Raw genomic sequence first — 13,675 nt, 5'->3', positions numbered from 1 at the left:
ATGCATAGAACTACGATGACATCCTTTGACTACATTATCGTCGGTGGCGGCTCGGCAGGATCGGTGCTGGCCAACCGGCTGTCGGCCAATCCGGCGAAACGGGTGCTGCTATGCGAGGCGGGCGCCGATCTGCCCAACGAGAATCTGCCCGCCTCGATTCTCGACAGCTATCCGGGCACCGCTTACCTGAATCCGAACTACCTGTGGCCGAAGCTGCAGGTATGCACGGTCGCGCCGAAAGATGGCGAATCCGCGCCGCGCAAGCTGCGCAAATATGAGCAGGCACGCATTCTTGGCGGAGGCTCGTCGATCAACGGTCAATTTTTCAATCGCGGCGCGCCGAGTGATTACGACGATTGGGAAGCGCGCGGCGTCAAGGGGTGGAGCTGGAACGACGTGCTGCCGTATTTCCGCAAGATCGAGCACGATCTGGATTTCGACGGCCCATTGCATGGCAAGGACGGTCGTATTCCGGTGCGGCGGATTTTCCCCGAAACGTGGCCAAAACATGCGACGGCAATTGCCGCGGCGTTGAAGGAGTCGGGCTACGAATATCTGCCCGATCAGAACGGCGAGTTCAGGGACGGCTATTTTCCGATCGCCATTTCGAATCTGAACGAGCGGCGCGTATCGGCTTCGATGGCTTATCTGGATGCGGCGACACGGCAGCGCTCTAATCTGACGATCTGGACCGAGACCGAAGTCGCGGGTCTGCTGTTCGAGGGCACGCGGTGCTGTGGCATTCGGCTCGATGTGCCGGGCAAGCCTGCGGAAGTTCGCGCGGGCGAGGTGATTCTGTCAGCGGGCGCGCTGCAATCGCCGGCGATTCTGTTGCGCTCGGGAATCGGGCCGCTTGCTCATCTACGTGAACACGCTATTCCTGTCGTCGCGGAATTGAACGGCGTCGGCCAGCATCTCATGGAGCATCCGTCGGTTGCTCTTGCCTCGTTCATTCGCAAGGGCGCGCGCGTGAACGGGACGACCCGGCGTCATATCATGCTCGGCTGGCGCTATTCGTCGGGCATTGGCGGCGCGCCTGCGGGCGATATGTTCGTCTCGGTGGTCACCAGGACGTCGTGGCATGCGGTTGGCGAGCGCATCGGCACGATGCTGATGTATGTGAACAAGCCGTTCTCGAATATGGGGCAGGTGCGCCTGAATTCGAAGGACTGGCGCGAAGCGCCTTCGGTGGATTTCAACTTTCTCTCCGACGAACGCGATCTCGATCGGCTCGTCGACGGGTTCCACAAAATGGCATCGGTGCAGGCGTTGGCGGCGGTCAAGGAAGTGACGGCAGAGCCGTTTCCGGCCAGTTACAGCGAAAAGGTGCGCCAGGTCGCGATGCTGAGCCGCCGCAACAAGCTGATTACCGACGTGCTGGCTACCTTGCTCGACGGCCCGGCGCCGTTGCGCAAGCTGCTCATGACGCGGGTGATCGCGGGCGGCGCAACGCTCGCGGAAGTCCTCGCGGATGAAGGCGCGTTGCGCGAATTCGTTCGCGGTGCCTGCGTGGGCGTGTGGCATCCGTCATGCACCTGCCGCATGGGAGTCGACGACGACCCGCTCGCGGTGACCGACGCACAGGCGCGCGTGCGCGGCGTGCAGGGTTTGCGAGTGGTGGATGCATCGATTTTTCCGCATATCCCGAGCGGCAACATCAATTTCCCGACCATGATGGCGGCGGAAAAAATCGCCGACATCATGGTTGGGCAGCCGTTCGCGGCGGCTGAGTCGGTAACGATGTAAATGGTGTGGACGGTGTCGATGGCGTGGTGCCGGACAGCACGCGTCCGGCACCACGACTCAGGCGGCGGATGTCGTGCCGGGAATCAGCACGGCGCGGCCGCGAATCTTGCCGGCGTGCAGCGCGTCGAATGCGCTCAGTGCGTCGCGCAGCGCGAAGCGGGTGACGAGCGGTTTGATCGCGCCACGTTGAGCGAGCGCGATCACCGCGGCCAGATCTCCATAGGTACCACCATATGGGCACATGAGCGATGCACCACGCGGTAGGGGATTGTTCGCCGAGCGTGCCACGAAAGGATAGGTCCCACCCGAAAGACCCACGACGCGAATCGCACCGGAGCGACAGACGAATGCCGCATCCAGTTGCAGCGTTGTATCGCTGCCGACGAAGTCGAGCACGACGTCTGCTCCGCATTCTTCGGTGAGCGCCATGACGCGCTCGGGCAGATCGTCGTCGGTCGCCAGCATCGCAATGTCGAGCCAAGGCCGCGCGGCATCGAGCGCCTCGCTGGAGATATCGATCGCGACGATTCTTGTGGCGCTTGTCGCGCGAAGAATCTGTGCGGCCAGATTGCCGAGCCCACCGAGCCCGATGATCACCGTGGTCGAGCCGGGATATAGCTGTTCTGAACACGTGCGAATGGCGTGATATGGCGTGAGTGCGGCATCGGTAAGCGTCGCGGCGACCGCTGGGTCCAGATCGCCAATCGACATTAGAGCACTCGCTGGCGTGCACACGTATTCGGCCATGCCGCCGTTGCGGGTCACACCGGGTGTCGGCGGTGGCGAAAGGCGGCTGCCGGTGCGGCGGCAAGCATTCTGACGGCCGGCGAGACACGCGGCGCAGACGCCGCACGACCAGCAGGGATGGACCACTACACGGTCGCCGCGGCGCCATTGTGTGACGCCCGCGCCGAGCTCGAGTACTTCGCCTGCGATTTCATGCCCGAGGGTCGTGCCATCGGGTGTACGCGAGTCGGTGGCGCAACGGATATGCACGTCGGTCTGGCACAGACCGGCGGCGAGCACGCGAAGCAGTACTTCGCCCGCTTTGACTTCGGGCCGGCGCAACGTCGCGAGTTGGACGTTGCCGGGTTCGAGCAGTTGTACAGCTTGCATCGAATGATTGCAGTGTTCGCTTTGCATATTTGTCTCCTGAATGTTCTGTTTCGAACGCGTACCGGCCATGGCGTCAGTGTGCGCGACGCGCTGCCATTTGCATGGTCCTGCATACCGCTGATTGCGTCACATACGAGGTAAAACCCCGAGCCGGGCTTTCTTGACATCGTAAATCCGACACGCTTATGATAATTCAAAGGTTCATCCAATGAACAATTGATGGGGAATTTACAAACCATGGATCGGGAGACAGGCATGATTGAAGCGCGCTGCGCAGTACGTATAAAACAGGCAATCGGTTGGTCGAATGTCGCGAGGTTGACTTTGGCGGCACTGACTGTGATGGCGCCGATGCTCCCCGCGCGAGCTGCGGCGCCGATTGTGATCTGCTCGGTCGACGATCGTAGTGGCTCTGCTGCCGAGACGGGCATTCAGGGTTACCAGGGTCTGCAGATGGTGCTTGACGAAGCGAACGCTGCGGGCGGTATCGGCGGACACAAACTGCAACTGGTGGCCTATGACGGCAAGACCGATCCGCAATTGACGGCGACCTTTGCTTCGCGTTGCGCCGAAGACGACAAAGGACTGGTGATCATCGGGGGCAATCCTTCTGCGCCCGCTGCCGCGATGATTCCTGTTGCGACTGAAGAAAAGACTCCGTATTACATCCTGTCGGCGGGAACGGACTCGTTGATCGATTCGTCGGCAACCTATCATTTCCGCTTCGGTCCCGCCAATCGTCAGGATGCGGCCGCCATTGCCGACCTGCTTGCGCAGCAGGGCTTCAAGCGTCCGGCCATCATCAACAACTCCGTGCCGTTCGGCATCGACGGCGCACGTGCCACGACGGCGGCGCTGAAGAAAAAGAACATCAGTGTCATCGCGCAGCAAACCTACGACATCAACGCCACGGATCTGTCGCCGCAGGTGACGAACCTGCGCGACGCGAAGCCCGACGTGGTGATCGTGTTCCCGTACGCGGCCGACGGTGCGCGCGTCCTGCGCACCATGCAGCAACTGAACGTCAACGTGCCGATCGTCGTTTCGCGCAGTGCGCTGCTAGATACACTGCGCAAACTTGCGGGGCCCGCCAGCGACGGCGTGCTGATTCCGAATACGGTAGATCCGACGCGCCCCGATGTGCAGGCATTCTTCAAGACATTCGACGCACGCTTCGGCCCGCATCAGCCCACGCTCTATCCGGTACTCGGTTACGACGCGGGCAAGGCCGCCCTGCAGGTCATCGCGACTCCGGCCGTGCTCAAGGCGATCAATGCCGGCGATATCGCGCAGGCTCGCACCGCATTCCGGGACGCGACGGAGAAGCTGAACGGCTTCAAAGGCCTGCAAGGCGAACAGGGCGCGTCGTATCACTTTGGTCCGAAGCAGCATCACGGTTCGCCCGACGAGCACTGGTACGTCTTTATCCAGGTTGCAGACAACGGCACTCATCTGGTGAAACCGGACCTGAGCAAATTCAAGCCTCGTTGAGGCTTTGCAGAAGTTTTGTCGAAGAAGGCGGCGTTGTCGCTCAGCGTTCGCCTCGACGCTTCATCCTGGATTCGGGTAGTTTCAACGAGAGCCATGCTCATGGACAAAATCAGTGTCTTGTTGCTCGCCGGTCTAACCAACGGCAGTGTCTACGGTTTGATCGGTCTGTCGTTATCGCTGATCTACGGCACGAACCGCGTCATCAATTTCGCTCAGGGCGATTTCGTGATGATTGGCACGATGTCGGCGGTGTTTTTCATGGTCACCTGCAATCTGCCGACACCGCTTGCTCTTGCCGCAGTGATCGCCGTCGTGCTCGTGTGCGGGCTGATACTCGAGTTCGCTGTGTACCGGCCGCTCGTCAAGCGCGGTGCGCCGCCTCTCACGATCATGATCGGCATGCTCGCGGCGGCAATTATCGCCAGCGGCGTCGCGTTGCTGATCTGGGGTGCCGATCAATTGTTCGTGCCCAGCATCCTGTCGATGCAACCGATTACGCTCGGGCCCCTCACGACCAACCAGCAGCAACTGGCGATCATCGTGGCCTTCGTCGTATTCCTGATCGTGACGTGGTTTCTGTTGTATCGCACGAGCTTTGGCCTGTGCGTGCGGGCGACTGGCGCGCAACCGCGCGTCGCGCAACTGATGGGTATCCGTTCATCGCGCATCGTGCGTTTCGGATTTCTCTTCAGTGCGCTCGTGAGCGGGGTGGCCGGCGTGCTGATCGGACCGCTGCTGGGCGGCCAGGCATCCATGGGCGTCGATCTCACCGTCAAGGGATTCATGGCGGCGATTCTCGGCGGCCTGGGCAGTCCGTTTGCCGCGGCGGCGGGCGGCATCGTCATCGGCATTCTGGAGGCGTTCGTGGCGGGTTATGGCAGCAGCCTTTATGCAGAACCCATCATCTTTGTGTTAATCCTGCTCGTCCTGTTGATCCGTCCGTATGGGCTTCTGGGCGACTTCGAGGCGATCCGGCGATGAAGACAGCATCTACTCCATCCACTTTCTGGTCAGTCAAGGCACCATTCGTTGCACTGCTCGCTGTTGCGCTGCTGGCGCCGGTGCTGCTGACCACCGGCTTCCAGCTGCGGCTGATTTCGCTCATCTGCATCTACGCGATTCTGAGCGTCGGCTTCAATTTGCTCTACGGTTACGCCGGGCAGATCGCCATGGGGCATCAAGGCTTCTTTGCGATCGGCGCGTACGGGTATGCGCTGCTGCAGCTCAATGCGAAGTTTTCCGCGTTGAGCGCGTTGCCCGTGAGCCTCGTGATCTGTGCGCTTGTCGCGCTGGCGATCGGGATACCGCTGTTGCGGCTGCGCACACACTATCTGGCGATGGCGACATTGTGTTTCGGCATCGTGATCGCGGGCGTGGCGAATCGCTGGATCGAGGTAACGGGCGGCACTGCGGGGCTACTGATTCCCGCGCTTAGCATTGGCGATAAATCCGTTGACCGTTTGACGCTGTACTACGTGATCGTGACCGTCACCGCACTCGTGCTGATATTGCAGAACTTTATCGTTTCAAGTCATCTGGGACGTTCGTTGCAAGCCATCCGTGATGATGAAAGAGCCGCGGCCGCGCTGGGTGTCAACGTCTCCGTGCAGAAGTTGCGAGTGTTCGTATTGAGCGCGGTACTCGCGGGCCTGGCAGGTATTGGCTTTTCCGTCGTCAGCCAGCAGGTGAGTCCGAGCATGGGTGAATTTCCCGTGTTGGTGTCGATGCTGACGATCGCGGTGGTCGGCGGTCTCGGGACACGGTATGGGCCGGTACTCGGTTCGATCGTGGTCGTCGCCGCGCCGCAGCTGCTGACGCGTTTCGGCGAATTGCAGACGCTGGTGTATGGCCTGTGCCTGCTGTTGTTCCTGATCTTCCTGCCCAACGGACTCTCCGGCCTGCTGGGTTCGCGCAGTCGTCTGCAGCGCAGCAGGCTGCTCCGCCAGTCGCCGCCGCGCGTGCCGGCCAATCCGACGGTCAAGAAAGGAGTTGGACAATGAGAGGCCAGTTTTCGGAATCACGCACGCCTATCGTCGGCACGCCGCAATTGATGGAGATTCAAGGCTGCATGAAGCGCTTTGGCGGCTTGCTCGCGGTCGACCAGGTGTCGTTCGATGTTCGTCAGGGAGAGGCGATCGGCCTGATCGGACCGAACGGTGCCGGCAAGTCGACTACCTTCAATCTGATCACCGGTGTGGATACGCCTACTTCCGGCGACATCGTGTTCAAGCAGAAAAACATTACGCGCCAGCCCTTGCATCGGCGTAGCGCGATGGGCATGGCACGCACTTTCCAGATCGTGCGGCTATTCAGCGGGCTGACTGTGCTCGAGAACGTGATGCTCGGCTTTCATCCGCAACTGGTGGACGGTTTTTTGTTTTCGCTACTGCGTTTTCGTAAGGTCGCGGCTGACGAACGGCGTTGCGCGACGCGGGCAATGGAACTATTGGAGTTCGTAGGTCTGGCGCAGCGCGCGCATGACCTGATTTCGCACCTGCCGCATGGGCAGCAACGTCTGGTGGAAATCGCACGGGCATTGGCGAGCGAGCCCAGCATTCTGCTGCTTGACGAGCCTGCTGCCGGACTGAACGACCAGGAAACCGCGGGTCTCGGACGCATGTTGCGTCAACTGAACGACGACGGTTTGACGATTCTGATCGTCGAGCACGACATCGGCTTCATCATGGGCCTGTGCCATCGCATTGTGGTGCTCGATCATGGCGCGAAGATTGCCGAGGGCGATGCTGCGTCGATTCAGAGCAATCCGAAAGTGATCGAAGCCTATCTGGGAACCGGAGGCGCACATGCTAAAAATTGATGGCCTGCGTGCCGGATACAAGGGCACGGAAGCGTTGCACGGTCTCTCGCTGGAGATCAAGCAAGGGTCAATCGTGTCGGCGGTCGGTGCCAATGGCGCGGGCAAGTCCACACTCATCAACGCGATTTCGCGGCTGGTCGAAGTGAACGCCGGATCGATTACGTTTGACGGCGAGGACATCGTCGCGTTGTCGGCGCCGGAGGTGGTCGAGCTTGGCATCGTGCAGGTGCCGGAAGGGCGGCAGCTATTTACCGCACTGACCGTGACCGAGAACCTGCGCCTCGGCTTTCATCGGCTGCACCATCGACGCGATGCATCACTTTATCGAGACCGGCTCGATTACGTCTACGACCTGTTTCCGAAACTCAAGGAGCGCGCCGATCAGCGAACGATCAGCCTGAGCGGCGGCGAGCAGCAGATGGTGGCGATGGGCCGCGCCTTGATGGCGGACCCCAAACTACTTCTGCTCGACGAACCTTCGCTGGGCCTCGCGCCGCTAGTCGTCGAGCGGCTGTTCGGCGTCTTGCAGGTGTTGCGCAAGACGGGTCTCACGATCCTGCTCGTCGAGCAGCATGCGGACGAGGCGCTGGCGTTGTCAGACTACGGCTATGTGCTGTCGGTTGGTCATATCGCCGCACAGGGCACGGGAGAATCGTTGCGTGGCCACGAAGCGATCCATCAGTCCTATCTCGGCTAGGCAGCGGGAGTCAATGTCATGTCGGATGTATCGCTGAGCGTGGATTTTGCCATCGTAGGCGCGGGGCTCGCCGGGCTCGTCGCCGCCAACCGGGCCGCCGAAGCGGGTCTGTCGGTCGCGCTGCTGGAAGCCGGCCGCGAAGAATGCTATCCCGCGAATTCTCGCTATGCGGGCGGGGTGTTTCATCTGGCGTTTCTCGACGTGTCGTCGGACCCGGACGCGTTGCGGCGCGCGATTGTCGACGCGAGCGCGGGCCTACGCGACGAAGCGCTCGCCGTCGCGCTGGCGGTGGATGGACGGCGTGTCGTGGAATGGCTGAGCCGTCACGGCGCGGAGTTCGGCAGAGGCGGAGACTATGCCTTCATGGGCCATATGCTCAAGCCCTACAGTCTGCGTGAAACCGGCTTTCAGAATCATTGGCGCGGCAAGGGAGGCGATCTGTTGCTGGCGCGACTTGAAGCATTGTTGATCGAGTCGGGAGGACGCTTCATACGCGGTGCGCGCGCTGAGGAGCTGCACATGGTCGATGGCCGTTGCATGGGCGTCCACGTGAGGCAGGTGGACGGCTTGAACAGTCTTATCGAAGCGCGTGCCGTGCTGCTTGCCGACGGCGGTTTCTCGGGTAATGCGCAGATGGCTAAACAGTACATTTCGCCGCGTCCCGAACACCTTTGCAAGCGCGGTGCGGGCACCGGCATGGGTGACGGCATCAGGATGGCTCAGGCCGCGGGTGCGCTGCTAACGGGGATGGACAAGTTCTACGGCCACGTACAGCACGCGCAGGCGCTCGAGGACGAGTCGTTGTGGCCGTATCCGGTGCTGGATATCGTGGCTTCGTCGGGCATCGTGGTGGACGGCGCGGGTCGTCGTTTTACCGATGAGGGGCTCGGCGGCGTCGCGGTGGCAAACGCGATTGCCACACTGGACGAGCCGCTGTCCTCGTTTGTCATCGTCGATGAAGCAATCTGGGAGTGCGCGGGTCGCGCGTTTCTGCTGCCACCGAATCCGGCGCTCGAACGGCTCGGTGCGACGATACATCGGGCGCCGGATATCGCGAGCCTCGCGAATCAACTCGGAATGGACGCGGTCGTGCTGCGTGAAACGGTGCACGACTATAACGCGGCGCTTGCAGAGGGTCGTCTTGACCGCCTGTCGCCGCCGCGCACAGTCAGGCCGGCGACGCTGGCAACGGGTGCCTCGCCGGTCGAGGGGCCGGGTTTTCTGGCGATTCCGCTGTGCGCCGGCATGACGTACACGATGGGCGGCATTGCGATCAATGCGGATGGCGCGGCGCTGGATGCTGCGCGCCGTCCGATTCCAGGCTTGTACGCGGCGGGTGCGACGACTGGCGGCATCGAGGGCGGCTCGAATTCGGGCTATGTGGGTGGTTTGATGAAGGCTGCGGTATTTGGGCTGCGCTCGGCCGAAGCGGTTACGCGCGGGGCGATGGCACGAGGTGAGGGCAGCCTGACAGCAGCTTGACGTGGTCTGCTCCGCTGTTCCGGCCTTGACACCGCAAGCGTATCTTCAGCGCTTCAACTCGCTTTGCTGGGCCAGGTAGTGCTTTTGTAACGAACGCAGATGCGATTCCATTTCCGCACCGGCTTTTTCCTGGTCGCGTGCGGCGAAATACTTCAGCAGACGCCGGCGTGACGGCATGACCGCACTGTCAGGTGCGGGCGAGACCAGTTCGAGCATTTGCTCATGAATCTCGACCAGCGCATCCGTGAGGATGACGAGCACCGGATTGCGCGCAGCGCGCGCAACCAGCCGGTGGAATTCCAGATTGATGCGCAGCCGTTGTGGAACATCGCCGTTCGCTACCGCGAGTTCGCTTTCACGAACGTTCTCGCGCAACGCCGCGAAATCTTCTTCCGTGCCGCGTTCGCAGGCGAGGCGTGTAGCCGCGACGCCGACGATCAGGCGTGCTTCGGTCAGATCCGCGGGCTGAATTGCGCCGAGACGGAACAGGTCGGTAAAACCGGCAATGACCGCGTCGCCCCGGCCTTCCCGGACAAAAGCCCCGCCGGTTGCTCCCTTGCGGAACTCGAGCACGCCCGCCATTTCCAGCGAGCGCAACGCTTCCCGGACCGTGTTGCGGCTCAGGCTGAACTGTTCCGCCAGATCGCGTTCCGGCGGCAGGCGGTCACCTGGTTGCAGCGCACCGCTTTGCAGTTGTTCGCGAATCTGGTCGGCGACGGCTTCGAATGCGCGCCGTGTCTGGACCGGCGCATAAGCGGGCGTGGGGCGCACGCGGGCAGGCGGCGCGTCAGCCTTGGCAGCGGCACTTTGCGCCTTCGTCACTCGAGCGGGGGAGGTAGCGTTTTTCAATGATTAATCCATTCACGGTTTGTCGGAATCCTAACCCCCGGCGACCAATTCTTCAAGTGAGCAATACCCGTGTCCGCCATCAGCGAAATTCCTGGCGATTTCCTGACTTGACATCGGCTTCGTTCTCGCTGAGTATATTTCAAAGGTTCATCCAATGGACCAAATGAAATGTGTAGTGTGCGATGACCGCTGGGTCTCCCCGGCATTCGTGAGATGGACGAGACAACCTGAGGACAGGAACGGGCGATGAGTGAAGATCTGAGAGATGCAGTCAAGTACGAGGCGAAGGACGGCCGTGCCTATATCACCTTTTGCCGCGACGAAAAGCGTAATGCGCTGACGTACGAAATGTTCGATCGGCTGATGGAGCACATGGAGCGTGCCGAGCGCGACGACGACGTGCGCGTGATCGTCTTCCGTGGCGAGGGCCGTGACTTTTCTACGGGCCACGATCTTGGCCAGGTGGGCGGTGCCGAATACGGCTTTTCCAAAGAACCCGGCGCACGGCGGCCCAGCCAGCGCGCGCGGCTGCATTTCGATAAGCGCCACGTCGAGCAATTCCGCCAGATGCTCTACTGCGTGAAGCCGACCTTGTCGCTCGTGCAGGGCTATTGTGTGGGCGCCGGGCTTTATATCGTCGAAGCCAGCGATCTGGCCATTGCTGCCGAAGACGCGAAGATCGGGCACCCGGAGCAGAAGATGGGGCTCGCGGGTGCGGCCTATCTGACCAGCTGGAACATTCTCGCCCTAGGGCCCAAGAAAGCGCGCGAACTGCTGTTGCTCGGCGAAGTCGTGAACGGTATCGAAGCGGAACGCATGGGGCTCGTGAACAAGGCCGTGCCCGCGGATCAACTCGCCGAGGCGGGCGAGGAATGGGCAGAGCGCATTGTACGTTTGCCTCGTGACGCGATCGCGATCGGCAAGGCGGCGAATCATCTCGCGCTGGACTCGCTCGGCATGACCTCGCAGTTCGTGCACGGCTATGTGATGCATGCGCTCGGCACCAACATCCGCTATGAAAGCGACGAACACAACTTCATGAAGGAGCGCCGCAACAAGGGCGTGACGAGCGCCGCGCATGCGCGCGAAACGCGCTACGGCGAAGAAGAATCCAGCAAGTGACAGCGGCGGAGCCATTCATGCGCCTGGGTGGTGGCGTTGGCGCCGGGCGTGTCTGAAAACGAATTGTTGGGAGACAGGTAGCACCATGCTTACGGATCTGAGAGGAGCATCCGCTGTCGTGCTGGGCGGAACGAAAGGAATTGGGCGCGCGAGCGTGCTGAAACTCGCGCAAAGCGGCGCGAGCGTCGTGATTCAAGGCCGCGACGAAGCGGCTGCGGCATCGTTGATCGACGAGTGCCGTGGGTTCGAGGGCGAACGGGTGTTTGTCAATAGCGATCTGCTGACTTACGACGGTATCGAGCACGCGGTTGCCGCGGCGGTACAGCGCTTCGGCAAGGTCGATATCGTGGTGGCGAGCGGCGGTCCGCGCGAGCCTAAGCCGAAATTGTTTGTCGATATGGCGCCGGATGAGGGGATTGCGTGTCTGACGAGCCGCCTGATGCCACGTTTGAACGCGGTGCATGCAGCCACCAGATTCATGCGCGACCGGCAATACGGAAAGATCGTCCTGATCACCACGGACGCAGCGCGCATTCCGACCCCCAGCGAATCGATGATCGGAGCAGCCGGCGCGTCAATCATGTTTTTGACCCGTGCGCTTGGCGCGGAACTCGCTCATCTGGGCATCCGCATCAATTCGGTGGCGACCACGCTCACCACGGGTACGCCGGCGCATGACCGCTTTCTTGCGGCGAAAGAGGCAGGCTCGCAGGAGGTGATCGTCAAGGCCTTTACCAAAGCTGAACAGCGTGTGAAGTTCAAGCTGAATTCTGCCGAGGATCTTGCGGAATACGTACTTTATCTGTCGAGCCGGGAGTCGGACCAGGTGTCGGGTTCCACGCTGAGCATCAACGGCGGCCTGTCGTTCCCAAGCTATTGAGAGCCCGACCCAACAGTATCGAGAGAGAGTGATTATGCGGCTAAATGAAGAGCTGGTTTCGATTCAGGATTCGACCCGGCGGATGGTTCAGAAGCATATCGTGCCGCTGGTGGCGGGGATGGAGGCGGAGGACCGCTTTCCAGAGGAACTGGTGCCGGTGATGGGCGATATGGGGCTGTTGCAGTTGTGGCTGCCGGAGGAGTACGGAGGGCCTGGCGGCAACCTGAAGACAGTCTGCATCGTCAAGGAGGAGATCGCGAAGGTCTCGCTCGCGGCGGCTACGCTGTGCGGCAACAATTCGATTTCGTTCGTGTTGCCGTTGCTGCATTTCGGTACCGAAGAGCAGAAAAAGCGCTGGTTGCCGCTCGCGGCGGAAGGGCGGCTCGTTTCCGCGATTGCGGTCACGGAGCCGCAGGCCGGCTCCGACGTTTCGTCGATTCGCACGCGTGCGAGGAAAGACGGCGACTCTTACGTAATCAACGGTCAGAAGAACTGGATTACATGGGGTGGCTATGCGCACTACGTGCTGTTGTTCGCACGTACCTCGGATGCGAGCGGTTCGGATGGCATCAGTGCATTTCTGGTCGACACGAAGACGCCGGGTTTTCGTCTGGGCCGTAAGGAACATAAGATGGGGCGGCACGGTGCACCCAATCATGAACTCTTCTTCGACGATATGCGTGTCGACGCCGACTGCATGATCGGTGCCGAAGGCGAAGGCTTTAAGGCCTGCATGAAGGTACTCGACCTGAACCGGCCGACGATTGCAGCAACCTCGCTTGGGCTTGCACAAGGCGCGCTGGACGTGTCGGTGGCGTATGCGAAGGAACGCAAGCAGTTCGGCCGCGCGATCGCCGAGTTTCAGGGCATGCAGTTCAAGCTCGCCGACATGGCGATCAAGGTCGAAGCCGCTCGCAACCTGCTCTATAACTGCTGCGATGAAATCGATTCGGGCGATCATTCTCGACTGAACATGCTGGCGTCGATGACCAAGTGCTTCGTGACCGACATGGCGATGGACGTGACGACCGAAGCAGTGCAAGTGCTCGGCAGTTACGGCTATTCAAAAGAGTTTCCCGTCGAGCGGATGATGCGCGATGCAAAGCTGAATCAGATCATCGAAGGCACGAACGAGATTCATCGGCTGATTGTCGCGCGCCGCTTGCTCAGTGCATGAAGCGGCGTGAAGGGCCGCGCGAGTGTGGCTCGCAGTGGTCGGGAGCGGGATGAAAACAGAATCACGATGGAGACGCAATACATGAAGGTGATGGTCGCGGTGAAGCGGGTGCTCGACTACAACATTAAACCGCGCGTGAAGGGCGATGGCAGCGGGTTCGATCTGACTAGCGTGAAGATGTCGATGAATCCGTTCGACGAAATCGCGGTGGAAGAGGCGGTGCGCCTGAAGGAAGCGGGCGTGGCGACCGAGGTGATCGCGGTGTCGGCGGGTGTGGCGCAGTCGCAGGAAACGCTG

At 61.2% G+C, this 13,675-nt stretch carries 12 protein-coding genes and 1 pseudogene; 11 read left to right on the top strand and 2 right to left on the bottom strand.

The features are described from left to right. Positions 1 to 15 precede the first annotated feature (15 nt). Positions 16 to 1,746 (top strand): GMC family oxidoreductase N-terminal domain-containing protein, encoded by a 1,731-nt coding sequence (locus F3J20_RS27695; RefSeq protein WP_167285428.1) that lies wholly within the window; start codon positions 16 to 18, stop codon positions 1,744 to 1,746. A 57-nt stretch (positions 1,747 to 1,803) separates the two neighbouring features. Here the strand turns inward: F3J20_RS27695 and F3J20_RS27690 are convergent, their stop codons facing one another. Next, complete coding sequence (locus F3J20_RS27690) at positions 1,804 to 2,889, bottom strand: alcohol dehydrogenase catalytic domain-containing protein (protein WP_205193328.1); 1,086 nt, start codon at positions 2,887 to 2,889, stop codon at positions 1,804 to 1,806. Positions 2,890 to 3,117: 228 nt separating this feature from the next. Here F3J20_RS27690 and F3J20_RS27685 point away from each other — a divergent pair, with 228 nt between their 5' ends. From F3J20_RS27685 to F3J20_RS27660, 6 genes are read left to right on the top strand one after another with little or no spacing between them, the layout of a single operon-like run. Then, complete coding sequence (locus tag F3J20_RS27685) at positions 3,118 to 4,353, top strand: ABC transporter substrate-binding protein (protein ID WP_205299389.1); 1,236 nt, start codon at positions 3,118 to 3,120, stop codon at positions 4,351 to 4,353. A 15-nt stretch (positions 4,354 to 4,368) separates the two neighbouring features. Further along, positions 4,369 to 5,334 carry a branched-chain amino acid ABC transporter permease gene (locus tag F3J20_RS27680; protein WP_167285427.1) on the top strand — a complete coding sequence of 322 codons (966 nt, stop codon included), beginning with the start codon at positions 4,369 to 4,371 and terminating at the stop codon, positions 5,332 to 5,334. Next, positions 5,331 to 6,353 (top strand): branched-chain amino acid ABC transporter permease, encoded by a 1,023-nt coding sequence (locus F3J20_RS27675; protein WP_167285426.1) that lies wholly within the window; start codon positions 5,331 to 5,333, stop codon positions 6,351 to 6,353. Before F3J20_RS27680 ends, F3J20_RS27675 begins: the two co-directional genes overlap by 4 nt. After that, entirely contained in the window at positions 6,350 to 7,171 is an 822-nt protein-coding gene (locus F3J20_RS27670; protein WP_167049243.1) for an ABC transporter ATP-binding protein, read from the top strand. The genes F3J20_RS27675 and F3J20_RS27670 overlap by 4 nt, the downstream gene beginning before the upstream one ends. Next, the gene (locus tag F3J20_RS27665; RefSeq protein WP_167285425.1) at positions 7,158 to 7,868 is read left to right on the top strand and encodes an ABC transporter ATP-binding protein; all 711 of its coding nucleotides are present in this window, start codon (positions 7,158 to 7,160) and stop codon (positions 7,866 to 7,868) included. Before F3J20_RS27670 ends, F3J20_RS27665 begins: the two co-directional genes overlap by 14 nt. 18 nt (positions 7,869 to 7,886) lie before the next feature. Then, complete coding sequence (locus F3J20_RS27660; protein ID WP_167285424.1) at positions 7,887 to 9,350, top strand: FAD-dependent oxidoreductase; 1,464 nt, start codon at positions 7,887 to 7,889, stop codon at positions 9,348 to 9,350. Positions 9,351 to 9,395: 45 nt separating this feature from the next. Here F3J20_RS27660 and F3J20_RS27655 read toward each other — a convergent pair whose 3' ends face one another. Further along, positions 9,396 to 10,121, bottom strand: coding sequence for an FCD domain-containing protein (locus tag F3J20_RS27655; RefSeq protein ID WP_345889933.1), 726 nt, complete (start codon positions 10,119 to 10,121; stop codon positions 9,396 to 9,398). A 324-nt stretch (positions 10,122 to 10,445) separates the two neighbouring features. Between F3J20_RS27655 and F3J20_RS27650 the strand changes: the two genes are divergently transcribed. The 4 genes and pseudogenes from F3J20_RS27650 to F3J20_RS27635 all read left to right on the top strand — a co-directional run. Further along, positions 10,446 to 11,321 carry an enoyl-CoA hydratase/isomerase family protein gene (locus F3J20_RS27650; protein WP_240159303.1) on the top strand — a complete coding sequence of 292 codons (876 nt, stop codon included), beginning with the start codon at positions 10,446 to 10,448 and terminating at the stop codon, positions 11,319 to 11,321. A gap of 85 nt (positions 11,322 to 11,406) precedes the next feature. Beyond that, a complete protein-coding gene (locus F3J20_RS27645; RefSeq protein ID WP_167285422.1) occupies positions 11,407 to 12,201 on the top strand; it encodes an SDR family oxidoreductase in 795 nt (264 codons plus the stop codon). A 34-nt stretch (positions 12,202 to 12,235) separates the two neighbouring features. Continuing rightward, a complete protein-coding gene (locus F3J20_RS27640; protein WP_167285441.1) occupies positions 12,236 to 13,378 on the top strand; it encodes an acyl-CoA dehydrogenase family protein in 1,143 nt (380 codons plus the stop codon). An 81-nt stretch (positions 13,379 to 13,459) separates the two neighbouring features. After that, positions 13,460 to 13,675, top strand: a pseudogene (locus tag F3J20_RS27635) (electron transfer flavoprotein subunit beta/FixA family protein); the annotation flags it as partial.

It is taken from the genome of Paraburkholderia sp. Cy-641 (assembly GCF_011752945.1).
GTDB lineage: Bacteria > Pseudomonadota > Gammaproteobacteria > Burkholderiales > Burkholderiaceae > Paraburkholderia.
Note: the sequence above shows the minus strand (reverse complement) of the source record. Positions and strands in the feature narration are given on the sequence as shown.

Excerpts from the sequence above, each read along its gene's own strand:
- F3J20_RS27695 (WP_167285428.1), top strand. The coding sequence starts at position 16 with ATGACATCCTTTGACTACATTATCGTCGGTGGCGGCTCGGCAGGATCG.
- F3J20_RS27690 (WP_205193328.1), bottom strand. The coding sequence starts at position 2,889 with ATGCAAAGCGAACACTGCAATCATTCGATGCAAGCTGTACAACTGCTC.
- F3J20_RS27685 (WP_205299389.1), top strand. The coding sequence starts at position 3,118 with ATGATTGAAGCGCGCTGCGCAGTACGTATAAAACAGGCAATCGGTTGG.
- F3J20_RS27675 (WP_167285426.1), top strand. The coding sequence starts at position 5,331 with ATGAAGACAGCATCTACTCCATCCACTTTCTGGTCAGTCAAGGCACCA.
- F3J20_RS27670 (WP_167049243.1), top strand. The coding sequence starts at position 6,350 with ATGAGAGGCCAGTTTTCGGAATCACGCACGCCTATCGTCGGCACGCCG.
- F3J20_RS27665 (WP_167285425.1), top strand. The coding sequence starts at position 7,158 with ATGCTAAAAATTGATGGCCTGCGTGCCGGATACAAGGGCACGGAAGCG.
- F3J20_RS27660 (WP_167285424.1), top strand. The coding sequence starts at position 7,887 with ATGTCGGATGTATCGCTGAGCGTGGATTTTGCCATCGTAGGCGCGGGG.
- F3J20_RS27650 (WP_240159303.1), top strand. The coding sequence starts at position 10,446 with ATGAGTGAAGATCTGAGAGATGCAGTCAAGTACGAGGCGAAGGACGGC.
- F3J20_RS27645 (WP_167285422.1), top strand. The coding sequence starts at position 11,407 with ATGCTTACGGATCTGAGAGGAGCATCCGCTGTCGTGCTGGGCGGAACG.
- F3J20_RS27640 (WP_167285441.1), top strand. The coding sequence starts at position 12,236 with ATGCGGCTAAATGAAGAGCTGGTTTCGATTCAGGATTCGACCCGGCGG.